At 51.9% G+C, this 23,567-nt stretch carries 18 protein-coding genes; 8 read left to right on the top strand and 10 right to left on the bottom strand.

The window, feature by feature from the left end; translation table 11 throughout:
* Nucleotides 1–10 precede the first annotated feature (10 nt).
* The 3 genes from E3E36_RS01360 to E3E36_RS01350 are packed head-to-tail and all read right to left on the bottom strand — an operon-like array spanning nt 11 to nt 1,744.
* Entirely contained in the window at nt 11–769 is a 759-nt protein-coding gene (locus E3E36_RS01360) for a YchF/TatD family DNA exonuclease (protein WP_167893641.1), read from the bottom strand.
* Entirely contained in the window at nt 762–1,025 is a 264-nt protein-coding gene (locus E3E36_RS01355) for a DUF504 domain-containing protein (protein ID WP_167893640.1), read from the bottom strand. The genes E3E36_RS01360 and E3E36_RS01355 overlap by 8 nt, the downstream gene beginning before the upstream one ends.
* Nucleotides 1,025–1,744, bottom strand: a complete 720-nt coding sequence (locus E3E36_RS01350; RefSeq protein ID WP_167893639.1) for an MBL fold metallo-hydrolase — start codon at nt 1,742–1,744, stop codon at nt 1,025–1,027. Before E3E36_RS01350 ends, E3E36_RS01355 begins: the two co-directional genes overlap by 1 nt.
* Nucleotides 1,745–1,896: 152 nt before the next feature.
* Here E3E36_RS01350 and E3E36_RS01345 point away from each other — a divergent pair, with 152 nt between their 5' ends.
* On the top strand, nt 1,897–2,952 hold the full coding sequence (locus E3E36_RS01345) for a M20/M25/M40 family metallo-hydrolase (protein ID WP_167893638.1): 1,056 nt from the start codon (nt 1,897–1,899) through the stop codon (nt 2,950–2,952).
* A gap of 118 nt (nt 2,953–3,070) precedes the next feature.
* On the opposite strand, the gene E3E36_RS01340 is transcribed toward E3E36_RS01345, so the two are convergent.
* Nucleotides 3,071–5,839: a DEAD/DEAH box helicase gene (locus E3E36_RS01340; protein ID WP_167893637.1), complete on the bottom strand. Its 2,769-nt coding sequence runs from the start codon at nt 5,837–5,839 to the stop codon at nt 3,071–3,073.
* A gap of 108 nt (nt 5,840–5,947) precedes the next feature.
* Here E3E36_RS01340 and E3E36_RS01335 point away from each other — a divergent pair, with 108 nt between their 5' ends.
* From E3E36_RS01335 to E3E36_RS01325, 3 genes are read left to right on the top strand one after another with little or no spacing between them, the layout of a single operon-like run.
* Nucleotides 5,948–8,167, top strand: a complete 2,220-nt coding sequence (locus E3E36_RS01335) for a DEAD/DEAH box helicase (protein WP_167893636.1) — start codon at nt 5,948–5,950, stop codon at nt 8,165–8,167.
* The gene (locus E3E36_RS01330; RefSeq protein ID WP_167893635.1) at nt 8,164–11,076 is read left to right on the top strand and encodes a hypothetical protein; all 2,913 of its coding nucleotides are present in this window, start codon (nt 8,164–8,166) and stop codon (nt 11,074–11,076) included. The genes E3E36_RS01335 and E3E36_RS01330 overlap by 4 nt, the downstream gene beginning before the upstream one ends.
* Nucleotides 11,076–12,326 carry a hypothetical protein gene (locus E3E36_RS01325; RefSeq protein ID WP_167893634.1) on the top strand — a complete coding sequence of 417 codons (1,251 nt, stop codon included), beginning with the start codon at nt 11,076–11,078 and terminating at the stop codon, nt 12,324–12,326. Before E3E36_RS01330 ends, E3E36_RS01325 begins: the two co-directional genes overlap by 1 nt.
* Here E3E36_RS01325 and E3E36_RS01320 read toward each other — a convergent pair.
* The gene (locus E3E36_RS01320) at nt 12,323–14,170 is read right to left on the bottom strand and encodes a hypothetical protein (protein ID WP_167893633.1); all 1,848 of its coding nucleotides are present in this window, start codon (nt 14,168–14,170) and stop codon (nt 12,323–12,325) included. The two genes, E3E36_RS01325 and E3E36_RS01320, sit on opposite strands and share 4 nt — an antisense overlap.
* 102 nt (nt 14,171–14,272) lie before the next feature.
* Between E3E36_RS01320 and E3E36_RS01315 the strand changes: the two genes are divergently transcribed.
* Nucleotides 14,273–15,751, top strand: coding sequence for an MFS transporter (locus E3E36_RS01315; RefSeq protein ID WP_167894684.1), 1,479 nt, complete (start codon nt 14,273–14,275; stop codon nt 15,749–15,751).
* A gap of 8 nt (nt 15,752–15,759) precedes the next feature.
* On the opposite strand, the gene E3E36_RS01310 is transcribed toward E3E36_RS01315, so the two are convergent.
* Nucleotides 15,760–16,899, bottom strand: a complete 1,140-nt coding sequence (locus tag E3E36_RS01310; protein WP_167894683.1) for an iron-containing alcohol dehydrogenase — start codon at nt 16,897–16,899, stop codon at nt 15,760–15,762.
* Nucleotides 16,900–17,018: 119 nt separating this feature from the next.
* Here E3E36_RS01310 and E3E36_RS01305 point away from each other — a divergent pair, with 119 nt between their 5' ends.
* A complete protein-coding gene (locus tag E3E36_RS01305; RefSeq protein WP_167893632.1) occupies nt 17,019–17,321 on the top strand; it encodes a hypothetical protein in 303 nt (100 codons plus the stop codon).
* On the opposite strand, the gene mtnA is transcribed toward E3E36_RS01305, so the two are convergent.
* Complete coding sequence (gene mtnA, locus E3E36_RS01300; protein ID WP_167893631.1) at nt 17,261–18,331, bottom strand: S-methyl-5-thioribose-1-phosphate isomerase; 1,071 nt, start codon at nt 18,329–18,331, stop codon at nt 17,261–17,263. The genes E3E36_RS01305 and mtnA overlap by 61 nt on opposite strands.
* Before the next feature lie 55 nt (nt 18,332–18,386).
* On the opposite strand from mtnA, the gene E3E36_RS01295 reads away from it, so the two are divergent.
* Nucleotides 18,387–18,929 (top strand): NTPase, encoded by a 543-nt coding sequence (locus tag E3E36_RS01295; protein ID WP_167894682.1) that lies wholly within the window; start codon nt 18,387–18,389, stop codon nt 18,927–18,929.
* Here the strand turns inward: E3E36_RS01295 and E3E36_RS01290 are convergent.
* The 3 genes from E3E36_RS01290 to albA form a co-directional block, all read right to left on the bottom strand.
* Nucleotides 18,919–19,449: a cyclic nucleotide-binding/CBS domain-containing protein gene (locus E3E36_RS01290; protein ID WP_167893630.1), complete on the bottom strand. Its 531-nt coding sequence runs from the start codon at nt 19,447–19,449 to the stop codon at nt 18,919–18,921. The genes E3E36_RS01295 and E3E36_RS01290 overlap by 11 nt on opposite strands.
* Before the next feature lie 49 nt (nt 19,450–19,498).
* Complete coding sequence (locus tag E3E36_RS01285) at nt 19,499–20,167, bottom strand: winged helix-turn-helix domain-containing protein (protein WP_342764365.1); 669 nt, start codon at nt 20,165–20,167, stop codon at nt 19,499–19,501.
* 99 nt (nt 20,168–20,266) lie between these two features.
* On the bottom strand, nt 20,267–20,542 hold the full coding sequence (gene albA, locus E3E36_RS01280; RefSeq protein ID WP_055429468.1) for a DNA-binding protein Alba: 276 nt from the start codon (nt 20,540–20,542) through the stop codon (nt 20,267–20,269).
* A gap of 192 nt (nt 20,543–20,734) precedes the next feature.
* Between albA and purB the strand changes: the two genes are divergently transcribed.
* Nucleotides 20,735–22,090 carry an adenylosuccinate lyase gene (gene purB, locus E3E36_RS01275; protein ID WP_167893629.1) on the top strand — a complete coding sequence of 452 codons (1,356 nt, stop codon included), beginning with the start codon at nt 20,735–20,737 and terminating at the stop codon, nt 22,088–22,090.
* Nucleotides 22,091–23,567 lie beyond the last annotated feature (1,477 nt).

The raw sequence follows: 23,567 nt of genomic DNA, 5'->3' as shown, positions 1-23,567 counted from the left end.
CAATCACCCCCTAAAGCTTCAGCCCAAAGAAATCTATCACATTTCTCTCGGTTACCTTCTCAACTTCCTCAAAGTCTGCCCCTTTAAGCTCCGCCACTCTCTTCACCGCGTACTCCACGTTCCAGGGGTAGTTCTTCTCCCCCTTGTAAGGGCTCATATAAGGTGTGTCCGTCTCGACGACGATGCTTTCCAGGGGCAGGACTTCCGCTATCTCTCTAACAGCGGGTATGAAATCGATCCCCGTGTTTATGCCGATTATGTGGCCACTCTCCGCTATCTCCAGTGCGAGGTCTCTTGGCCCGCTGTAGGAGTGGAAGTAGGCCCTAACTCCGGCTTTCTGTACCGCTTCGAAAACCTCCCGCTCTGCATCACGGGCATGGAGAACCACCGGAAGGCCGAGGTCGACGGCCATGTCTAAGAAGTGGAGGAATATCTCCCTCTGGTTCTTCCTCTCAGCATCTGTTTTGGCGTAGTGGAAGTCGAGGCCTATTTCCCCGAGAGCGACTATTTCATCCGCGTGCTTGTGGATGAAGGCCTCCACCTTTCCCACCTTCTCCCAGTTGCCCCTCCTGGCCTCGTTGGGCGCGTAGCCGAGCGTCGGGAAGATGAACCCGAAGTGGGGCTTCAAGAGCTCCCAGCTCTTCCAGACGTGGAACTTACGGTACTCTGTGATAGAATCAACGACCGCCCTGAGGCGTTTTCTGCTCTCTTCAGCGATCTTCGGCGCGTCCTTCTTGAACATCTCAATGTGGGCGTGAGCATCAATCAACCTCTCCCCTCCTGTCTTTTCTCGTCTCCCAGATAACCTTTCCATCCTTCCTGAGAACTTTTAGGATACGATGATAGGGTATCTGGGCCTCTCCGACGAAGAAGTATCCGTGCCCGAGCTCGATCATCTCCACGGGAATCTTCTTAATGTCCCCGTAGGCCCCGCGGTGCTCGATGACTATGTAGTATTCCGCCTCGTTTTCGCGAGGATCGTACTTTATCTTCGCCAGAACTTCCTTCACCGAGCCCTTCCGCATCAGAGCCACCCCAGTATTTCCTCAATGTTCCCCCTCCAGTCCTCTATGTACCTGCCGTGTCCAGGCAGTCCGAAGTCGACGTCAAACTCTAAAAGCCTCTCAAGGCTTTCCTGAAGTTTCCATCCGTCCCCTGTGGGAAGGTCGGTTCTGCCGATGGTTCCCCTGAACACGGTGTCTCCGGTAAACATTATTCTAGTCTCTCCATCGTCGAGGTAGAGGCACGAGCTTCCTGCGGTGTGGCCGGGCGTGTGGATCAGCTCCAGCCTGAGGGAGCCTATTCTGAGCTCATCTCCATCTTTAAGGCGGATATCGACCTTCTGCGGCTCGAACTTCCTCCCGTAGGAGTAAGCTAGGATAACGTAATTGTCCCCTTTCTCCAGGGTTTTCGCTGTGGTCTCGTGGGCCGCGAAGAGCACCTCTATCCCTTTCTCCTCCAGCCGGTTCTTCAGGACGGAGTTTCCCCCAACGTGGTCGAAGTGTTCGTGGGTGTTGAAGATTACTGCCCTTCTTATTCCCGTGAGGTAGCCCTCCCTTTCCCAGATTTGGGCGTAGGCGTGCCAGTTGACACCCGTGCCGGTGTCTATTATCAGCGCCTCGCCACCATCTCTCACTAGGTAAACATTGGAGTCCCACCCGAGTCCGCGGAGCATGACCGTGTGCGGCGGTATCTCCACAGGCATCAGGTCTCTTGGAAACTCCTCTATCGGGCTTATCCTCACAATCTCACCTCCAAAGGGGCTCGAGGGGGGGACCGCTTCTTCATCTCGGGGGGAGCGAGTCCCCGTCAGGAGGGATGAATCTCTTCATCGCCCCATTGAATTAAGCGGGGAGGTTTATAAACTCAACCGCAAAAGCTCATTAGGTGACCCAAATGAAGACCGAACGCGCGAAGGAGATACTCCTTCAGCTCTTGAAGATACCCTCCCCCTCTGGACAGGAAGACAGGATAATGCTCCACATCATGGAGTTCCTTCACAGGCTCAACTATGACGTCCACATCGAGAGCGACGGTGAGATAATAGATCTGGTTGTGAACCCTGAGGCAGACCTCTTCTACGAAGTGCACGTCGATACGATACCCGTCCGTGTGAGGCCCTTCGTGAGGGGCAACATAATATACGGAACCGGTGCGAGCGACATCAAAGGCGGCGCCGCTGCCATACTCCTCATGCTTGAGAGCCTCAAAAAGGAAAACAGGGATCTCAACGTTGGAATAGTCTTCGTCAGCGACGAGGAACACGGTGGAAGGGGAAGCGCCCTCTTCATGGAGCGCTACAAGCCCAAGATGGCCGTTGTCCTTGAGCCCACGGATTTGGAGGTGCACATCGCCCACGCCGGCAACATCGAGGCCTACTTTGAGGTAGATGGCAAAGAGGCCCACGGAGCGTGCCCTGAGAGCGGTGTCAACGCCATCGAGGAGACCTACAAGATGCTCGAGGAGATGAAGAACCTAGAACCCTTCAAGAGGAAGGGCAAGTACTTCGACCCTCACATCGGAATCCAGGAGCTCCTCTGCGAGAACCCGGTCTATCTAATCCCCGCTCTCTGCAAGGGGAGGCTTGAGGCGAGGCTTTTGCCCGACCAGGAAGTTGAGGACATACTCGACCTGCTCGACCCGATATTCGACGAGTACACCCTGAAGTACGAGTACACGGAGATATGGGACGGCTACGAGCTCGAACCGGACGAGGAGATAGTCCAGCTGGCGAAGAAGGCGATGGAAGTTACCGACATAGATGAGTTCGGTGGCATGAGAAGCTGGACCGATGCCATAAACTTCATGTACAACGGGACGAGAACCATAGTCTTCGGGCCGGGCAACCTCGACATATCGCACACGAAGAACGAGCACATCGACGTGAGGGACGTTGTAACTGCCAGCGAGTTTTTGAAGGCACTAAACGAGATTTACGGGAGGGGTGGATGAGCCTTTTGTCTCCTCCCAATTTGCCTGCGGGTAATTTACTTGAGAGCATACTGTGCACTGCCTTTGCTTCTTCGCCAAACCTTTTTAAGCAGGGGCCCCACCAGTAACTGGTAGGGGGTCATTCCTCTCCCTCTTTCTCCTCCTTCCTGTCCACCCAGAACCTCCTCGTCCTTATGAACTGTCTCTCCCGCTCCATGAGGGCCATGATGAGGGCATCTCCCTTGTACTGTGCAAGAATTCTGGCGGCGGTGTCCGGGCCGGTACCGTAGCTGGCCAGTGCTAAGACGGCCTCAAAGCCGTAGCTGTCAACTAAATCGGCAGCTTTCAACAGCTTTCTATAAACCCTCTCCTCCTTCCGCTCCAGCGGCCTTCCGTGGCGAACCTTCTCAAGCACAGGGAGGAACTCTTCGGCGTCAATCGGATGGGCCACAGCAAGCATCTTCGAGCCGCAGCGCGGGCACTGCCTCAGCCCTATGTTCTGAAGCCTCGTCACTTTCGTCTTCGAGTGCCATCCGCAGTTTGTGCACACCAGAACGACCTCGTGCTCCAAAAGCCTGTTCCTGAACAGCTCGAGGATCTCGTCCCTCTCAAGGGCTCCAGTGAGCAGAAACTCCCCTCCAACAGTCATGTTGAGCCTCGCGAGCGTTGAAGGTTCCCTTCTCAGGGCGGTCTTCACCCTCAGCGAGCCGATCTTGAACATGCCAAGGACAAGCTCGCCCCTCTTCACATCGACCTTATCGTGGTAGAGCTCGTTGAGGGTTTCCCGCTCAATAACCGTCCCCTCAAAGAGCCTCTCCACGCGCCTTATCTTCGCGTCCCTCCTCAGCGCGCCGAAGCGCTTTGCAACGTTCAGCATCCTCCAGCGGTAGGCGTGGGAGTCCCTGAGGGCCCTCGCCACTATGAACTCCAGAGTTTCGGGCTCCTGATAGAGGTAGCCCTTAACCTCCTCCGGGTTCAGCTGGAAGGGAGTCTTGAAGACAACTGCGTGGGCCTGTGCTCTAACCGAGAAGACCCTGCCGTAGCGCAGAATCAGGAATGAGTGAACCAGCCTTCCGAGGGCTTCGTTAGCTCGGTTTCCAAAGTCGGCGTGGATGACGAGGGCTTTGGGCGTGCTCTCGACGACGATGTCGCGGTCGGTTGAGAATGGCTCGTCCCTGATTTCCTCAAAGGCCCTCCTCAGCTCTTCCTCACTGAACTCGATCCCCTCCAGAAGCTCGAGCGCCTTCTTGAAGTCGAAAGCCAGTTCTCTCTTCAGCCTGCCGACGGCAAAAGCCACCCCAAAGGGGACGGGAATCATCTCGCCCTCCCAGCTCGGTATCGCACTCTCCAGGCTCTTGCTCTCGCGAACCTTCAAAAGTCTCGCCTCATCATCGATTTTAAGCACTATCCAGCTCCGCCCGTTCATCACGAAGTCCATGCCTTCCTCCAAGTCCATGACGAACCTCTCATCGAGGCGGCCGATGATGTGCCCGCTTCCAGCATCGAAGACCCTCCACGAGACCTCGTCCGGTATCGTCGAGAGGTTCTCGTAGTAGTACTGGAAGGCCCCTCTCCTCAGGTAGAGCAGACCGGTTTCCTCGTCGTATCCTATCAGCCGGGCATCCTCCAAAACGCGGAGAACGTCGAGGTAGTCCTCCCAGCTCAAATCCCTGTAAACGTAGGCCCGCCTCGCTATCTCGTAGGGCCTCTCGCGCGGGAGTTTCTTGTACTCGATGAGCAGGCCGACGACGAAGTGCGCCAGGACGTCCAGACCTCCAATCGGCTCGACGGCCTCAAAGCGCCCTTCAAGGGCATGCTTCGCTATGACCAAACTCTGGAGGTAGTCCTCAACGTTGGAGGTGATCACGTAGGCCTCGCTGATTTCACCGATGCGGTGCTTCGCCCTCCCCGCGCGCTGGACGAGCCTGTTCACCTGGCGGGGGCTCATGTACTGAACAACCACGTCGACGTCGCCGATGTCAATTCCCAGCTCCATCGAGGAGGTGCATATCAGGGCCCTGATTTTCCCTTCCTTGAGGGCCTTCTCCGCCGCTATTCGGGCCTCTTTGGAAAGCGAGCCGTGGTGGACTTCAACCGGCTTTCCCCATGCTTTCAGCCGGTGGGCAAGGATTTCGGCGAACTGCCTTGTGTTGGTGAATATCAGCGCCTTTCCATGCCTCTCGACTATACTCCAGAGAAGCCTCAAACGCGCCGCTATCTCCGGAGAAAGGCTCAGCTCCCGGCCGAGCTTCTCGTCCTCTTCCGTCGGGGATGGATACAGCACGTGGAAGCGGTAGCGCTTCTTCCAGGGGGGTTTCACTATGACGTCCGCCTTCAGCCAGTCCCTCACTTCTTCCTCGTTGCCGACGGTAGCGGTCATGCCTATTCTTCTGAAGTCCGCTATCTCGGCCAGCCTCTCGAGCCCAAGGAGTAATTGGGCACCGCGCTTGTTATCGACCAGCTCGGCTATCTCATCGACGATGACGAACCTCACGTTCTCAAGGTGCTTTCTGAGAGACTTAACCGTCAGAATCACGCCGAGGGTTTCGGGGGTTATGATGAGCATCTGCGGGGGATTCTTCGTCTGTTTGGCCTTCCTGTAGGCCGAGGTGTCGCCGTGTCTGACCTCTACGGTTACCCCAAGCTTCTTTCCCCACCATTCAAGTCTCTCAAGCAAATCCCTGTTGAGTGCCTTGAGCGGTGCTATGTAGAGTGCTGAGATTGGTTTAAGCCCCTCTTCAAGGATTTCGTTGAAGACAGGCAGAACGGCAGCCTCGGTCTTTCCCGAGCCGGTCGGTGCTATAATCAGGACGCTCTTCCCGGAGCTAACCTCGCGGAATGCCTTGGTCTGAACCTCGTTGAGCCTTCCGAAGCGTTCCCTGATGGCCTTTCTGAGGGGGGGGTGCATGATGTTTAGAACGATAGTATTTTTTTAAGCTCTGTGGTTTGTATCCGTAAGTTAATCGTGGGAAATCTTTATATTTTTATGATGTATCTCACAATGCGGGGTGATTATGTGGAAGTTTCAAATGTTGAGTGTTACCATGCTCTTCTAGGATACGAATTTAAGACCTATGTCAAAGTTACAAAAGTGGAACCTGGTGAGTACAAGGCTGGGACCTTGAAGCTTGGTGTTGAGGAAACGAGCCTTGGGAAGGACAAGATACTCTCAATCTTCTCGAAATACACTGACAAGACTGAGGAGTGCTTTAATAAACTCCTTGAAAAAGGTTTTCTCGTCAAAGTTGGCAGGGGCTACAGGTCCCTACATATGGACGTTGCCATTAGGAGCGCTTTCGTTAGAACCTCTCCAAATTCGCCACCTTACGTTGTTAGTCCTAGGCTAGCACTCTACGAGATTCCCATACCCTCAAAGGAGGACCGCAGGATTTCTCCAGGTAGAGAGTACACCGATAAGGGTCTTAAAAAGGTTGAGGACGTCCTAATCAAGAGTATAGTTGGCTTTTTCGGTGAAGGTGGTGTGAAATACGCAGATGTATACAAGGAATTCCTTAGAAGGCATTTTGGCGACGGAGGTCTCGACGCGTTTCAAGCTCTCGCCCTTTCAAGACTCCTTATAGAGGGATACCCTCCGGTTGGTAAAACCTTCATAATCACTGCTCCAACTGGTTCTGGAAAAACCGAAATCTTTACCCTTTACATGATAGCTAAGCTCATCAAGGCGGTTATGGACGGTACTGAGGAGCGCGTGGTTTTAGTTTATCCCAGAAAGGCCCTCTCCATTGATCAAGCCGGCAGAATCATTGAGATGTTGAAGCTACTAAATGATATCCTCAGGGAATATGGCATAGAGAGAAAAGTTACCTTTGGAATCAGAGATGGGGAAACACCCCGTGATCTGGGGAAACTTAAAGAGGCCCTCAGGGAGTCCAACTCCTTCAGGGGGATACTCGGAAAGGACAAGAATAAGTTCGTTTACGAAATAAGAGATGGAAAAGCCGTCGTTTCCAAGGATGGCGTCGTTTACGATTTTATAGTTCCACTCAGGAGGGATATGGGAGATAATCCACCAACGGTTCTCGTCACTAATACGTGGGCCCTTGAAACGCGCCTCTTGGACAACACAAAGAAAGACATCGGAGCCTGGTACTTTGAAAACGTTTCATTAGTTGTTTTCGACGAAGCGCACGAGTACACGGGCCTTGGGGGAGCCCTCGTTTCGGGTAACATCGAGCTGATGGCTAAAGTTAGCAAGATGCCTCTGGACATTGTTCTCTCCTCCGCGACCGTTCCCAATCCAAAGGATTTTGCAGAAAGGCTTTCTGGCCGGGGCAATGTTGTCCACGTGGATTTCAGGGAGCACGTTGAGGTCCTTGAGAGGGACTATGGAGTTAAGTTCAAGGGTAAACGCCTCGTCCTTATGGGAATATACGACATCCTTCCCGCAGTATCGTGGAGTACCTATGCCCAACTCTGGACCGTCTACATGTCGTTTCTCAACTACTGCTACTCCAACGGCGGAAAGGACTACTGGCCAAAGTCTCTAGTATTCATACAGAATATCAAGGAGATACGTAGGGTTAAAAGGGGTTTTGACAACAACATCTCCCTCGGCGAGCCGAAGGACCACCTCTACCTGTTTGGAAGTAGACGGCCTTCCACCGACCCATTTTCCTACACCCATTATGTTCCCCCAAACCTGTGGGGGCACCTCGACTCCGTTTTTACTAATGAAAGTCCCTACCTAAGGGAACTCCTCGATAGAGTGGCGATGATGTATAGCGAGCTTCCCAGGGGAGAGCGTGAGGCAGTCATAAAGGATCTGAAAGAGCCAAAATCTCATCTCGCGACCGTTCTGACGACCTCGTCCCTTGAGCTTGGAGTTGACTACGATGGGGTTTCTTTTATTCTCAACGTCGGCTTTGAGAACCCTATATCTCTAAGACAGAGGATTGGAAGAGGCGGCCGTTCAATGGAGTCCATGAGGACTGTCCTAGGCATAATCCTCACCAAGAAGGTGCCCACGGAGGCGTTCCTTCTCTATGATCCAAACATCTGGGACAAGCTTCACCCGATGCAGAGACAGGACGAAGGACAGCTCATAATCTCGACCGAGAATCCGCAGGTCAAGGTGAGAGGTATTCTCACTGAGGCAGTTGTCAATCTTGCCCTCGCCGGAGAACCAACGTATGCCTCAGGTGAGGCGCTCAAAGGTAAGGACAGGATGGTGGAGTTCCTCAAGAAGGTTCTAGATAAGGTGGAGGGTGGGTTATGACCGGTGAGTACAATTACCTGGACCTCATTCGTTCCGTTGTTGATTTACTCTCCCGTGACCTTGACGAGATAGAAGAAATAATAGAAAGTGCCCGCGTTAGGGACGAGGTTCCCTTTGCAGTCATAAAGGCGAGGCGCGCGATTGAGAATCTCATCGAGGACGTTGAGGACTTTGAGTCGGAGATCGAGAGTCCGGAGGCTAGAGAGGTCCTTGAGGAGCTCATCATTAAACTGCAAGAAGCTCTTGAAGCACTTGATAAGTGCCAGAAGGGTTCTGAGAAGTGCTACTCTAGCAATGAGATTGATATGGGGTGTGTTGATTGCTATTATGAGGTTCTGTCTGACATTGCCGACGATGTCATTCACGGTGCAAGAAAGAAACTGAAAAAGATGATTCGCCGTCTTAAGAAGGGAAGTGAGGGAGGTGCTCTTTTCAAATCTCAGAAAGAGAAGCGCAAAAAGGCTCTTGGAGAAGCAAGCAGGTTGCATGATTTCATTGAGGACACTCTCAATGAGCGTGCGAATGAACTCAACGCCATAGCTCAAGTGTTTGATAATGTCTCAAACCCCACCAATCTCTTTGAAAACATAGACGACAGGACGGTCTTCATACTCAGACTCCTTCTTGAACTATCTGAATCCGGGGTGTATGTTGGTGAGGTCCTGAGCGCTCTGACTGGTTTGAAGTCGGTCACGGCCGATCCCGTTGACCGGGAGGTTAATATTAGGCTTCCCTCCAAGAATTCAGAGAAGGGTTACTATGAGCAAAGTCTTCCTCTTCAGACCCTCTTCTATCGCTATCCCCCCTTCGAGCCGATATCCCTAGAGGACAGAGATGGCATCAGTGGCTCCCATACCTGGTTCGTCAAAATCAAGAACACTGACTACTACAATCACCAGGGCTATATGTACGTTCATCCCCAATCAATAAAGGACTTGGGTTTTGATCCAAGAAACCCTGTTCACGATGCCACCATTAGCGACACCCACGAGACGATGGGGGCAATCTATCCCGAGCATGTCTTTAAGATTAAACCCGTGAGTGTTTTAGAAGCCAAAGATGGCTACATAATCCTGGCGGTCTCAATCAATCCGAAAAAACGGGAGAGAGTTTACATAAAGTATGGCTCCGAGTTCATTAAGGAAGTGCTTAAGAAGAAACTGAATAAACAAAGTATCCGGGACATCTACGTTGATGAGCTTAGGAAAAAAGGCCACAGGGGTAAGATCTACGAGCCAACTGATCTTACTTACACGTGGTACTGCACTTCTGGATACGGCCTCTCAACCGATCCCCTTGACGTGAAGTGTCCCTTCCGTAAATGGTGCAAGTATGGTAACGAATGTGGGGGCAGAAAGTGGAAGTGGACGAGACGCATCTTTCCAAAGGTCTTCCTTGACGTTGAGAGGAGTTACAGTGGCATTGATAATACCAATGGTCTATTATCTCCGATAGTCATGAGGAACGTCCGGATTGAGGAGGAGTATCCCTCCGCCCACCTTTCGATGCCCGAATCCGGCCTCCCGGTCGTATTCAAGTTTAAAGTTCCCTTCAGAAGGTCGCTTCCTAAGACCAACATAATCGGCTTCAGAATTGCTCCCGAGTTCCTTGAGCTGGTCGTTAGAACGGTCCTCGATGAGAAGGCCCTCCGTTCTCCTGAGCTTGCCAAGGTCCTCACGTATGAGCTTTGGAAGGGCGGTCCTGAGGTCAAGCTCGGTGATGTCCTACTGACCAAGTTTTTCATTTACGATAAGGCTGAGAAAGGTTTCAGGACCTACGACCTCTTGAGGAAGAGGAGCAACAGCCTACTCAAGGAATATCTCTGGATGAGGGAGAACCTCCTCGTCAAGAGCATGCCATACGATGGTAGGTATTTCAGGAAGTTCCTCGAGTGGGCCACCAAGACGATACTCCACTCCCTCTCCCACGCGTTTCTTTCCTACGTTTCCGTGGAGCTCCAGATTGAAACGAGCAACCTGGTTTACCTCTACGACGAGAGGGAAGGGTTGGTTCTCGTGGCCGAGAACAGCCCTATTGGAGCCATAGACATCATCGGCGCCCTCAACGAGTGGTGTAAGGCCAACGGGTACGGAGACGGAAACTGCTATAAAAGCTTCATCGAGAAATTCTTTAGAAAGGAGCTGGAGTTCCTTCAGGAGCACGAGGAGGATACGGTTCAGTACGCTGACAGGGTCAAGTCCGTTGTCTCATCGGTTTCCAGAGAGGACGATCTTAAAGACCTTAGAGACGCTATAATAAATCTCTACAACGAGTTCATCGAAAACGGTCTAGTACTCGATGTCCACAGCCTATCAACTCATCTTCTCCTCTCTTCAGCTGGGGAGACAAACCTTGAAAAGTTGATAGCTGAAAAGGAGCTTGGTGTGGACATCAAGAAGGCCCACCGCTACTTCGATGATATTCTCCTCACGGCAGTTCCCAACTACTGCATTGACGGCTGTACAACCTGTGTTGTAGTGGATAGAGGCTGCACCGAGGGGCTCAGCCAGACCTACACGGTTTCAAAGAAGCTTATGGAGTTCACCATTGGGGTTCTCCTCGGGGAGTATTCCCTTCGCGGACCTGGAGGAAGCTATCTTAAAAAGCTCCTAGGCATTGCGAGGGAGAGTGTGGAAGCAATGTCCCCTTACCTAGATGACGAAGGAATTGAAACCCTCATTGAGCTAGCCGAGAAGGGAATTCACGTGAAACTTTCAACGAGGCCAGAGTTCGTTCGGGAATACGGAGAGAAACTCAGAAAGGCAGGGATTGAAGTCGTGGAGATCAGGAACGAGCACGACAAGTGGTACTGCCTCGACGGGTGGCTACTCATAAAACCCACCGCAAACATGAACCTCGAGTCCGAGAACTATAACAGTTTCGTCATAAAGCTCGGACGGTGTTGGTAATGGAGTTCTTCGCTGAGGTTGCCAAAATAGATGCGGAACTTGAGAGGTTGGGCAACGCCCTGGCCGTTCCCTTTCTTTACGACCTCTATATTCCATATCACAAACGATTTGTAGATCTACGCTCTGACATGATTAGGGAGTTCTTTGTGTCATATTCAACGTATCCCGTTGTTATGTTGGGGGCCCCTATAATTAGGGGCATTCGAACAACAGCGGACATAGATTTGTCCAGTAGTGCCGTTCATATAGAAACTCTCAAAAGAAAGGGCAAATCTTACGGGACGGACTTTCCGGGAAGTTTTGTAACCTGGGGGAACGTTCACGAATTTTTTAGTGACTCCAAAATCCCTCCCGAACTGATTCAACTTCTTTGGTACTTCGCCGTTCTAAGGGCCAAGCCTCTTGGCATTCCCCACGACAAATCTAAAAGGTATTACAACAACATAATTCCTAGTCCCCTTTCTATCTTCACGATTCTTGATAGGGATAATCAGCCATTAGTGGTTTCACCCTTCTCAGCAGTTATGGTTCTGGAAGTTGAGGAATCCCCTTCGGAGTGGGTGCCCTACTTCCCCGAGACATTTCATGTCAGGCGTGCCAGGGCCTACACCTTCGTGACAGATGGAAGGCACGTCCGCTTTGCGGGACCCTTTAGAGCATTTGTTCCCGACGTGGACGGGATAAACGTGGGGATTGAACCTGGGGAGGCACTTCTTGACCACTACCTTGGGCTTGCGGTGTTTCCCTTCCGAGGCAACTCTATCGGATACGTGAGTAGTATCTATGGAGGCAGATCTTCACCGGGCTACTTCCTCATTCTTGGGCGCCTTCCATTCAGTTCAGAGATGTACTACCTCCTAAACTTTGGGAGCACTGGAGATGGCGGAAAACGTAGAATCGTGGGAGAAGAAGACTTTAGGCTCTGGACCGAGGAGTTCAACAAGGCCCTGGTTGTACTTCACAAGAAAATGAATTTCAGGGAGACGTGGGATGGGGGAATGTTCTTTAAGCTCTATAGAAAATGGGTAGAAAAATCTGACTCCCTGCTGGGAACTTACGAGGGCCACTTTCTTCTGAAAGCCCTGGCATGGGGGATTAACCCCCTCAAGGAGTCTCTGGATGAGATTCTTAGACACCCTCGGGACCCGCTCTTTGAGATTCCTCATCCAGTATCCCTTTCGAAGGTCTCGAAAGACGCGGATCTATTAATAGAGAACCTGCTTAAAATTGGATTAGGGGTTATGATTTAGAGAACCACCACCTCCAGCTCATTATTATAAATCCTGCTTATTGCATTTGAGAGCGCCTTCATGGCTGACTTTTCAACTTTCTTATCCAAGAATATGGCCTCGGAAGCCCTGTGTAGGGGTTCGGTAAACACTATTCTGCTTTTCGCAGGTTTTTCTCTTGTGAGTACGACTACAAAGACACCCCTCAACCTGGACCTAGCAAGCCTTCCTGGGGGTTCCCCAATTACCCAGTAGGAAACGCTCGGATGTAGTCCGCTCTCAACGGAGGCCTGAAGTATGTTCTCCCAGTCAAGCACGGATTTCCTGTTATAGAACAGCACGACCCTCCCACTGGGAGTTAGAACCCTCTCGATGTTGGAGAACACAAGCTTCATGGCCTTTCCAAAGCCCGTCCTATCGCGGGGTATCTCGTTCCTTTCCACATTATCCAGGACTACATCGTTGGACATTCCAACGATTTCATCGAACACGCGCATTGCACCGTAGTGAACTATCGAGAGCGAGGCGTAGCTCCTAACGGTGTCCATATATGGCGGGTCCACTATCGCTATATCAATGGGTTTGTCCGGCACAAACGTTCTGGCATCGTCTATCTTAGCCTCTACAGCTACGTTCCTACTAATCCTAAGCTCGCTACTGGCTATGCGAACCGCCCTCCTTATTGAGGACGCCAAGGCGTTTCTAGCAAGTGGAACTAGTTTTTCGGGAACCCTTGCCAGGGGATTAGTCTCGACTGTGTACTCGGGAACCCAGTAGGTTTTCATGGCAACCGCCGGTACGGGCTCTCCGATTGGAGAGTGCCACTTAGCGACAAGGCTTGACGATTTCGCGCTCTCACTAAGGAACACGGAGAAAACTTCAATGAGCTCTTCATCTAATTCTAGTTCCCTGCAGGCTTCGGCAAAGGCAACGAAAGTTGCCAGCTGTCTCGTGGTGAAGAGCTGTGAGAACCGCTTAATGCCCTCGCGCTTTAGCCTTTTCCCTTCCATCAGATCCTCTAGAGGAACTGGATCAAGGATCTTACGGGCTTTGTTCGCTTTTTCCATAGCTTTAAAGTGACTTTCCTGAAGCCAATTTAGGATTTCCCTGGCGTCGAGGACCCTTTTTCTCCATTTCTTTCCATCCTGCTCGCGAACCTCAACTGCCCATACCGTGTAACCGTCCTGTGTGGGATATCCTTCGCCCAAGCGAAACTTCGGTTTGTGAGTTACCTCAAAGGATCTTCCACAGTGTGGGCACGTTTCCTTTCCAGAGCTCCTAGCGGATTCAAAGATAGTGCCGCAGTAGGGGCATCTTAAAATCCTAATGGGCTTTCCGTTTCTGCTGTACTTGTCGATCCACGACGGAATCTTTCCCCTAGTTACAAAGATGTAGGAGACGATCTTTCCCTCCACATTCCATGACCAGCCAGTTTCAATTAGCTTTTCTTCGGTTTTTCTGAGAATGGTTTTTCCCTTCGACTCAATTTCCTTGGCGTCCACTTTGCCTTTAAGCAGATTCGATGTTGATTTGGCTATTCTAACCGCAACTGGATTAATATCTATCCCTATGGAATGATAACCCATTATGGCCGCTTCGATTAGACCGGTTCCCCCACCCATAAACGGCTCATAGAAGACTTTTCCTCTAGCAAGGATTTCAACGGCTTTTGGGTTATCAAGACTTTTACGAACAAGCTCTTTTGAGTCTGTCAGGTATGAGGCCAGTATTGCCCTGTAGAGAATGGCAAAGCGCCTCGACCACCAGCGGTGAAGACTGTGATGAGGTAGCCTCTGACCCTTTTCGATAAGGGCCTTCTCGACGATCTCTGCCGTGAGCTCTGGTGTCATTTTATCCAGCAGCATTGTAACCCCCACACCTGAATGGGGAGGACGCCTAAAAAGTTAGCGCTCGACGAACCGCTAACTTTATAAAACGATATATCGTCCGATACATCGGTGATAGCAATGGAAGCCCCGAGGAAGGACGGAACCTACGACATGGCCTACGCCAAGAGGGCGATGCTCGTCGTGATCATTCTCCCACTGCTCGTCATGTACACCGAGGCGATGCTGACTCCGGCACTGCCGACGATACAGAAGGAGTTCGGGATAAACCCCAACGACGTCAGCTGGGTTCTGACGGTTTACCTCCTCGTCGGAACGGTGAGTGCCGCCATACTCGGCAAGCTCGGCGACATGTACGGCAAGAAGAAGATGTTTTTGGTCGCTCTGGGCTTCTACACGCTGGGGGTTATCCTCAACGGCTTCGCACCGAGCTTTCAGTGGCTTCTCGTATCGCGCGGAATCCAGGGCCTTGGAATGGCGATATTCCCGTTAGCCTTCAGCCTCGTCCGTGAGGAGTTCCCGCCCGAGATGGTGCCTCAGGTTCAGGGAATGATAAGTGCCATGTTTGGAGTGGGTATGGTCATCGCGCTTCCCCTTGGCGCGTACGTAACCCAGAACTTCGGCTGGCGCTGGACGTACCACTCGGCGGCACCGTTTGCGGTTCTGATGTTTATACTCGCCTGGAGGGTTCTCCGCGAGAGCCGCTACGTGAATCCCGGAAAGCTTGACTGGCCTGGGGCGCTCTTCCTGGTCTGGGCCGTCGTGCCGGCCCTGGTCGCCGTGACGAGGGCACCCAACGTCGGCTGGAGGGCGGAGCAGACCCTCGTGCTCTTCGGAGTGTCCATCATCGGAATCATCGCGCTCTACCTCTGGGAGAAGAGAACCGACAACCCGCTGATCCCGCTCGACATAATATCCTCCAGAAATCCCGCCATAGTGAACCTCGGCATAATGTTCGCGGCCTTTGGAATATCTATGATGAGCCAGGCGAACACCTACATCTTCCAGATGAAGCCGCCGTACGGCTTCGGCAAGACGATACTCGAAAGCGGCCTGCTCATGACCCCGATGGCCCTCGCGATGCTGATCGTAGCTCCCCTCGCCGGCAAGCTGATGCCCAGGACAGGCGCAAAGCCCCTCGCCATAACTGGTGCCCTGACGGCGAGTGCCGGTCTGGCGCTGCTCTCCCAGTACGCCACCCAGCTCTCCCTCACCCAGTTCGTGGCCCTCATAACGGTCGTCGGGGCCGGAATAACCCTGATGAACGTCTCCTTCATCAACGTGCTGGTGTTTTCAGTTCCGCCGAGGGTCATGGGAGTGGCAACCGGTGCCAACAGCCTGTTCCGAAACTTCGGCTCCACATGGGGGCCGGCCATAGCGGGAACTGTGATGAGCACGTACTACATACTCGTGCACATTCCCCAGGCCCCCGTGCCGATCAAGATACCGACGGAGAAGGCTTACGAGGTGCTCTTCGGAACTTCGGCGCTCGTTTACCTCTTCCTCGCCCTGCTGAGCCTTGCCATCGTCGAGGTCATGAAGGGCGGAAAGATACACGAGGTGGAGAACGGGGGAGAAAGGGAAATAACCGTCGGTTGATTTCTTTTTCATTCTCCCCTGTAGGTTCTCAGGTAGAGCTCCCTTATCTCCTCGGGCTTCGGCTCGACGGGGTTAAAAGCCACAAGCCCGTCGCGGTAGGCCTTCTCCGCCATCTCCTCGACCTTCGAGATGAATGTCTCCTCGTCAACCAGCTCGCTCAGCCTAGGAACTCCGAGCATCTCGTTGAGCTCCCCCACGACCTCGATCAGGTCCTTCGCCGTCTGGAAGCCAAGCTCCCTCGCTATCTCCGCGTAGCGCTTCCTCGCGTAGTCGCTCCTCTCGGCGTTGAACTCCATCACGTAGGGCAGGAATACCGCGTTGAGGAGGCCGTGCGGCCCTATCCATGCCGCCTTGTGGCTCATTGCATGGCATAGGCCGAGGCGCGCGTTAAGGAAAGCTATCCCAGCCATTGTTGCCGCGTAGTGTACCCTTGCCCTTGCCTCCTCGTCACCCCTAACTGACAAGGGCAACCACCTGTAAACGGTCTTTATCGCCTTAATCGCCATGGCGTCGCTGAAGGGATTGGCAACCTTCGTCGTGTAGGCCTCTATCCCGTGGACGAGGACGTCAAGGCCGGAGTTCCTCGCGACTTCAGCGGGCATCGTTCTCGGAAGCCTTAGGTCAAGTATTGCGACCTCGGGCGCTATATCTGGCGTCACTATGTTGTACTTGATCTCGCCTTTCTTCAGCACGCTTGCGGCAGAAACCTCACTACCGGCTCCGCTCGTCGAGGGTATCGCTATGAGGGGTGTTTTGAGCCGGGGAACAGGCTTCGGCTTCGAAAAGCGGTCGATGAAGGCAATCTCCTCGAAGTTCAGCTCGGGGACGTCATAGAAAACCTTGAGGGCTTTAGTTGTGTCGATGACGCTCCCGCCGCCAAGGGCAACCAGTAAGTCCGGCTGGAACTCCTCCCTGAGCTTTGGCAGCAGCTCTTCGACGGTCTCAACGCTTGGCTCTGCTGGTAAACCCGCAATCGAGAAGACCTCGGCTCCGGCTTCCTTCACGTAGTCCTCGGCCTCGCTCAGGAAGCCGTGCCTCTTCATAGACTTTGAGGCCAGAATGAGGACACGCTCGTACCCCTTGATTTCCTTTTTCAGTCTCTCGAGGGAGCCCTCCCCCTCGATTATCCTAGTTTTCAGCCAGAACATTGGCACCACCTGGATGAAGTTGGGCAAGAAGGCTTTTAACATTCTCGGAGGGTTTAACCACCGGTTTAAAACCTTCCGATTAAGAAACCCTTTAATCCGTGGACTCAATTTAGCAGACGATGCTTGTTAAAGGTAAGATAATTGCAGAAAACGGCACGTTCCCCTTTGAAGTACTGAAAACTGACGGGGGAGTATCGCTCCGGGTCGAGCTTTCTGAAGAACCTTTTGAGTATTCCACCGACTGCAACTGCCTTGAGCCTTTGGAGCTCCTAGGCCTGCTCCTGCCCGCTTTGGAGGAAGAAATTGGTGAGATAAAGGGCGTTTTTGTTGAGGAGGTTGTTGAAGAGGAAAAGAAAGGGGCTCACTCCATCTTAAAGAGCCTGCGTAGGTTTCTCTCGAAGGGCGGCCACACGACGCCCTGATCCGTGATTATTCCAGTGAGATACTTGTGGGGCGTGACGTCGAAGGCTGGGTTGTAGACGTCCACATCGGGGGCAATCCTGCAGCCCCCGCAGGTGAGAACTTCCTCCGGTTTCCTTTCCTCTATGGGTATCTCTTTCCCGCTCTTGAGGCTCATGTCTATCGTCGAAAGCGGTGCGACGGTGAAGAATGGAATCCCGTGCTCCTTCGCGAGAACTGCTAGTGTGTAAGTGCCGATCTTGTTGGCAAAGTCGCCGTTCGCTACAATCCTGTCAGCGCCGACTATTATCGCGTCGACCTTTCCCTGCTGCATCACGAAGCCGGCCATGTTGTCGCTTATAAGCTTGAGTGGAATTCCGTCGTAGTGATACTCCCAGGCGCTAAGCCTTGCGCCCTGAAGGACGGGCCTCGTCTCGTCCACCCAGAGGAGCTTTAGAGTACCCTCCTTGTTCATGACTCTGAGAACTGCCCCAACTGTTCCGAGGTGGACGGTTGCCAAGCTGCCAGCGTTGCAGTGCGTTAGAACGTTACCTTCCGGGAGGACTTTGGCTCCATAGTGCCCCATCCTGAGGTTCGCCTCAACATCTTCGTCTGCTATTTTCTGGGCCTCGGCGACGATAAGCCTCTTAATCTCGTGGAGCGGGTCTTCAAAGTGCTCCTCCACGAGCTTCTTTATCCTGTTGAGGGCCCAGAAGAGGTTTACAGCCGTCGGCCTCGTGTTCTTGAGCCTGTCGTAGGCAGAGTAAAATCCGTCCATGAACTCGTCCTTCGTCTTTGCCTTGGTTGTGTCCGCGTAGAGGGCCAAGCCAAAAGCGGCAGCCGCGCCTATCGCCGGCGCACCGCGGACTTTCATCGTGACTATCGCTTCCGCGACTTGGTCAACGGTCGTCAGCTCGATAGTCTTGAACTCCCTCGGCAAAAGGGTCTGGTCGATCATGATGACCTTTCCTTTCTCGTAGGTCACGCTCCTTGGAAGCCTCGTCAACTCCTCTGGCCTGTATCTTACCTCCATAGACACCACCCCAAAGGGTTTAAGGAAGGAACTTAAATCTCCTTCGGTGATGAGAATGACGCTGAGAATATTCGTGACCGGCCCTGCCGGGGTTGGAAAGACCACGCTCGTGGAGCGCATTGCTAAAGAAGCCGACCGCTGGGGATATATCGTTGGCGGAATGATAACCAGAGAGGTGCGCAGAGACGGCAGGAGGATTGGATTTAAGATCACCGCACTCGACACGGGCGAAGAGGGGACCCTCGCCAGCATCAGGGGAACTTCTCATTTGCCAGGGGTTCCCTTCGGGAAGTACGTTGTCCACGTGGACGAGATCGAGCGCGTCGGCGTTTCAGCGATAAGAAGGGCGCTCGTTGAGGCGGATCTGATAGTCATCGATGAGATCGGCCCGATGGAGTACAAGAGCGACGAGTTCATCAGGGTCGTGGGGGAAGTCCTGAAGTTCGAGAAACCTCTTCTGGCGGTTGTTCACAGAAAGTTCGCCGACAGGTTCAGGCCGCTGGGGAAACTTCACACGCTGAGTGTCGAGAACAGAAACAGGGCTTTCGCTGAGGTGCTCGATGAAGTTATGAAAGAGCTGAAGGGAGTCAGAGGTTGAGCGAGTCCTTGCAGCTCTCGCATATCCACTTCTCGCCGCCCTCGATGTAGACCTTGTAGAGCGGCCCGTACTGTCCGCAGAGCTCGCAGATTCCATAGACCTCGGTTTCTTCACTCGTTTCCTCTTCCTCCTGGTTGTACGTGTTCAGAGCTGCCAGGAGATCCGCGGCTGTCACGAAACCTATAGGGCGCCCGAGCCTCGTAACGAGGAGCCTCCTGATGCCCTTCTCCATCATCCTGTCAATGGCATCGCTTATATCGTAGTCGTCCTCAATGGTTACGGGCTTCTTGGTCATGACTTCCTCGACTTTCACTTCCTTGGGGTCACGTCCCCTTGCCACGACCTTGTCAAGTATGTCCCTGTCGGTTATTATCCCGACAATCTCATCTCCTTTAACAACAACCGCACTCCCGACCTTGTTTTTTGAGAGTATCCTGGCGACCCTGTGGACGGTGTCGTCCGGTTTGACAATGACTGCCTTCCTCTTAACCACTTGTCCCACGGCAATTCTGGGTGCCATTTTATCACCTCGCTAAAGGGGGTTGGGGAGGAAACTTAAAAAACTTTCTTCATCTCCGGCGCTTTAACAGGTAAGAGACCATGAGAAACGTTAAGATGAATGCCGCAACGGCTAATCCCACCGGTACTGCAGTTTCATGGGCCCACAGACCCGGACTGGGGGAGGTTGACTGAACTTCATGAAGCACTGCCTGGGTGCTCGTGTTGGTTGGAGCTGGGGTATGGATGGTCTGGGAGACGACAGCAGTACCGTTGTTTACTGCCTGATACATCGCTTTTTCGGGCGCCCCGCTGCCCGTGGGGGTTAGGGCACTCTTGGCCGCCACGTAGACCCCGGCAGACACCAGGCCGGCCAGAGCCAGACTTATGACACGCAGCCTCTTGAAGCTCGTGATGGTCTTCTTCTTTACCTTGGCAACGCTCTTCCTGGGGACAAGGAGGATGGGCCTGTCCGAGGCGCGGTAGAGCTTGACCTCCTGAAGCCTCTTCCCGTATTTTTTGCCCGCCACCTCGATCAGACCAACGTTGAGCATTTTATCTACGTGGTACGAGACCGTGGAGATGGGCAGGTTCAGCTCCCGGGAGATTTCGCTTATCGAAAGTGCACGGTCTTCAACAAGGTGAAGAATAGCTATGGCCTTGTCGTTTACAAGGATCTGGGCGAGCTCCTTCGCCCGCTCGTCGTGTATGTCTATCGTCTCGTAGTCCAAGCGCGCCACCTAAAGAAGGTGCGGCTGGAATGTATTAAAGCTTTTCACGACTTCAACCGTGTTTGAAGCGTCCAGAAGGGTCCGAAGGAAAAGGAAAGGGAGCTAGATTCACGGCTTCTCAAGGATGATCTCGATGGTCGAGGTGTTGGCGGTCCTGCCATCGGCAGTCGGGAGCTCCTCAGTACCGATCCTGATCTCCTTGACCCTGACCTCTGGGAGGAACCTGTTCCTGACGATCTCGGCGACGTCGACGGCCCTGCTGATGGCCCTACCGCGAGCCTTGACGCTGACCTCCTTAGCGCCCTCGTTGAACTGGGTTATCACGGCGAGGACGTAGTTCATAACCGGCTTCTTTCCGATGTAGACGACGTGCTCCTCAGCCATTTCTGGCACCTCCGGAAGTTTTGTCGTTAGCCTATCGTGGAATTTTAGTTAAATACTTTTCGGTCTTTTTCTGTCATTATTGGACAACTCTGAGATTTCCATTGACTGATTGGGCGGTGAGGAGCATTCTCACAACTCCATGTCAAGCGAAAGCTTTTAATGGCTTGAAATTGCCATATATCTGGTGATAAAATGGCCGTTCATCCCATTGATTACAGATACGGTAGCGAGGAGATGCGTCAGGTATGGGACGAAGGGAACAAGCTCCAGAAGCTCCTCGACGTTGAGGCAGCGTTGGCGAGGGCACATGCGAGGGTTGGTAACATACCAGAAGAGAGCGCCCGGGTCATAAGCGAGAGGGCGAACACCAATTGGGTCAAGCTTGAGCGCGTCAAGGAGATAGAGGCCGAGATACACCACGACATAATGGCCGTCGTTAAAGCCCTAAGTGAGGTCTGCGGCGAGCACGGCAAATATGTCCACCTTGGGGCCACCTCAAACGACATAATAGACACCGCCAACGCTCTTCTCATCAAGGAATCCATTGCGATAATCGAGAAGGATCTTAGGGAGCTCCGCTCAATCCTCAAGAAGCTTGCGGAGGAGCACAAGTACACGGTCTGCATTGGGAGAACCCATGGGCAACATGCTGTTCCTACTACCTACGGCATGAAGTTTGCCCTCTGGCTCGATGAGATACAGAGACACATAGACAGGATAGGGGAGCTGAAGGAAAGGGTTTTAGTTGGTCAGATAAGCGGTGCAGTTGGAACAATGGCGTCTTTCGGCGATAAGGGTCTCGAAATTCAGCGCCTTGTAATGGAGGATCTCGGTCTCAGGCCTGCCAGAATAAGCAGCCAGATAATCCAGCGCGACGTTTACGCGGAACTAATGATGGTTCTCGCGCTTATAGCTTCCACCCTCGACAAGATAGCCCTCGAAATCAGAAACCTCCAGAGAACTGAAATCCTCGAGGTGAGCGAGCCCTTCGGAGAGAAGCAGGTGGGCTCCTCGACAATGCCCCACAAGAGGAACCCTATACGGAGCGAGAAGGTGAGTGGCTTGGCGAGGGTTCTCTACTCCAACGTCATTCCTGCACTGCTCAACAACCCCCTATGGCACGAGAGGGATCTGACGAACTCCTCTGTCGAGCGCGTTATCCTTCCTGAGAGCTTTGTTCTACTTGACGAGATGCTCAAGAGCATGAAGAAGGTTCTCTTGGGGCTGGAGTTCTTCCCGGAGAACATTAAGAGGAACCTCTACATGACTCACAACCTCATAATGGCCGAGCCGCTTATGCTCAAGCTTGCTGAGAGAGGCATGGGAAGGCAGGAGGCGCATGAATTGGTGAGAGGACTGGCAATGAGGGCGTTCTACGAGAAGAGGGACCTCATGGAGATTGCAAAGGAAAGTGAAGAGGTCAGAAAGTTCCTCAGTGAGGAAGACTTTGAGAACCTAAAGCCGGAGAACTACATTGGTCTCGCGCCGCAGATAGTTGATAACGTAATTGCCTATATAGAGGAGAAAGAGCGAAAAGAAGGGCTGTGAGGCTTTAATTTCTTGCCTCTTATCCTCTACATCGTTTTTGTTGTTTTGCTCACTTCGCCGGATTTGTCTCTCAAATTTTTGGGCGGATTGCTACGTTTAACCATAGTGATTTTTATGCTTTTTATTCAAGTTCTATTTATGCCAAAGCTTTATTATAAATTTGATTCTTATTTATATGGCTTAAAAATTACTCTTTAAAATATTAAAAAATCCAGATTTTTAACTTTTTCTTAGCGTAATTTTCGCAATGATTTCTGGTGTGGTAAGATGTGTGGTTGACGTATGCCGATGAAGGAAGTTTGTTCCCTACCAATGCCGTCCTTGAGTCTAGTTCACCCGTAGTCTCCACCGACTGGAATTGATACTACCTTTAATTGTAACCAATTTTTGGTCTGTAGAAGCCCGATCTTATCGATAAAAATCCCTGATCCAGAAAGAAGGGTGTCCATAGTTACACCATCATGCCCGATTGGGAGGGATAGTCCGGCTATATAGATATTTAGTTGTGTTATCTATTATCTTTCCTAAGTACATCATGATCATTTTATTTTCAGCTCATGGCAGCTGTAACTTTGTTTCGGAGCGAAGCTGGAGGTACAAATTGAAGAGTTCTTGGCTCTTCCAACACTTTCAGATAGCACGGGTGGCCCTTAACTAAAACAAAGCTTTAAGCATGTAGGCGATGCCTCCTTATACAGTGCACTCATCGGTCGATCTATCTCTGTCTCATGTTAATGCCCAAACATGTCCATGAACTTTGGATATAATGTACCTTATATCTAATTTGGAAGTACAGGGTTGGTCATTTTGAGGAGCGTTCCACAAAATACACATGTTAAAAGTAAGCAACAAATATTTGGGTGAGGTAAAAGATCCCTGCAGTTATTAGAGCTCCCCTTGTATGGAGGGCATAAAACTCTTGCGGATCAGCTCCGTTATAGGCAATTCAAGACAGGTAGCCGTGGCAGACTCATGCCCGTCATATCTGCCATTTAAGTGGTGCCAATGTAAATGTCCCCCTGTTAGTGTCTGCCACGTGTTCCTCTGTTTCTGGGCCCCCTGGTCCCACTCATAAGTGCCTGTAGCCCTCTCACGCCTACTCAGAATGACCACCTTTATTCGTAACCAAATTTTGGTTTGTGTTGTCTGGGACTTATAGTGACTATCTTGGCTTTCAGTGATGTTTCTTAATAGGAGATCTAACCGCCCGGTTTGATGTCTGGATGTATATTTTTTACCAGTATTTATTTTCTACAGTTGTAGATTTTTCAGATTTTTTAATACTTTAAATAGTATTTTTATTCTTTCATTATATTTCTAAGATACGTAATAAATTAAAATGCTTTCATTTCAACTTTCTGTAAGTATTATTATTTTAATTTTATAAATTCCAATATAAATTACTTTTTTGCATGGTAATGATTCACCCAAAAATTTGAGAGATAAAATCTGACACAGAAATTAGGAAAGCCTAAAA

Origin of the sequence: Thermococcus sp. M36 (assembly GCF_012027355.1) — an archaeon.
Classification (GTDB): Archaea; Methanobacteriota_B; Thermococci; order Thermococcales; family Thermococcaceae; genus Thermococcus.
This window is presented reverse-complemented; position numbering and strand designations above follow the sequence as displayed.

Bases quoted from the DNA above. Each gene is read 5' to 3' on its own strand.
- E3E36_RS01315 (WP_167894684.1), top strand. From the start codon at position 14,273: ATGGAAGCCCCGAGGAAGGACGGAACCTACGACATGGCCTACGCCAAG.
- E3E36_RS01355 (WP_167893640.1), bottom strand. From the start codon at position 1,025: ATGCGGAAGGGCTCGGTGAAGGAAGTTCTGGCGAAGATAAAGTACGAT.
- E3E36_RS01295 (WP_167894682.1), top strand. From the start codon at position 18,387: ATGACGCTGAGAATATTCGTGACCGGCCCTGCCGGGGTTGGAAAGACC.
- E3E36_RS01325 (WP_167893634.1), top strand. From the start codon at position 11,076: ATGGAGTTCTTCGCTGAGGTTGCCAAAATAGATGCGGAACTTGAGAGG.
- E3E36_RS01310 (WP_167894683.1), bottom strand. From the start codon at position 16,899: ATGTTCTGGCTGAAAACTAGGATAATCGAGGGGGAGGGCTCCCTCGAG.
- E3E36_RS01330 (WP_167893635.1), top strand. From the start codon at position 8,164: ATGACCGGTGAGTACAATTACCTGGACCTCATTCGTTCCGTTGTTGAT.
- mtnA (WP_167893631.1), bottom strand. From the start codon at position 18,331: ATGGAGGTAAGATACAGGCCAGAGGAGTTGACGAGGCTTCCAAGGAGC.
- E3E36_RS01305 (WP_167893632.1), top strand. From the start codon at position 17,019: ATGCTTGTTAAAGGTAAGATAATTGCAGAAAACGGCACGTTCCCCTTT.
- E3E36_RS01345 (WP_167893638.1), top strand. From the start codon at position 1,897: ATGAAGACCGAACGCGCGAAGGAGATACTCCTTCAGCTCTTGAAGATA.
- purB (WP_167893629.1), top strand. From the start codon at position 20,735: ATGGCCGTTCATCCCATTGATTACAGATACGGTAGCGAGGAGATGCGT.
- E3E36_RS01290 (WP_167893630.1), bottom strand. From the start codon at position 19,449: ATGGCACCCAGAATTGCCGTGGGACAAGTGGTTAAGAGGAAGGCAGTC.
- E3E36_RS01320 (WP_167893633.1), bottom strand. From the start codon at position 14,170: ATGCTGCTGGATAAAATGACACCAGAGCTCACGGCAGAGATCGTCGAG.
- albA (WP_055429468.1), bottom strand. From the start codon at position 20,542: ATGGCTGAGGAGCACGTCGTCTACATCGGAAAGAAGCCGGTTATGAAC.
- E3E36_RS01340 (WP_167893637.1), bottom strand. From the start codon at position 5,839: ATGCACCCCCCCCTCAGAAAGGCCATCAGGGAACGCTTCGGAAGGCTC.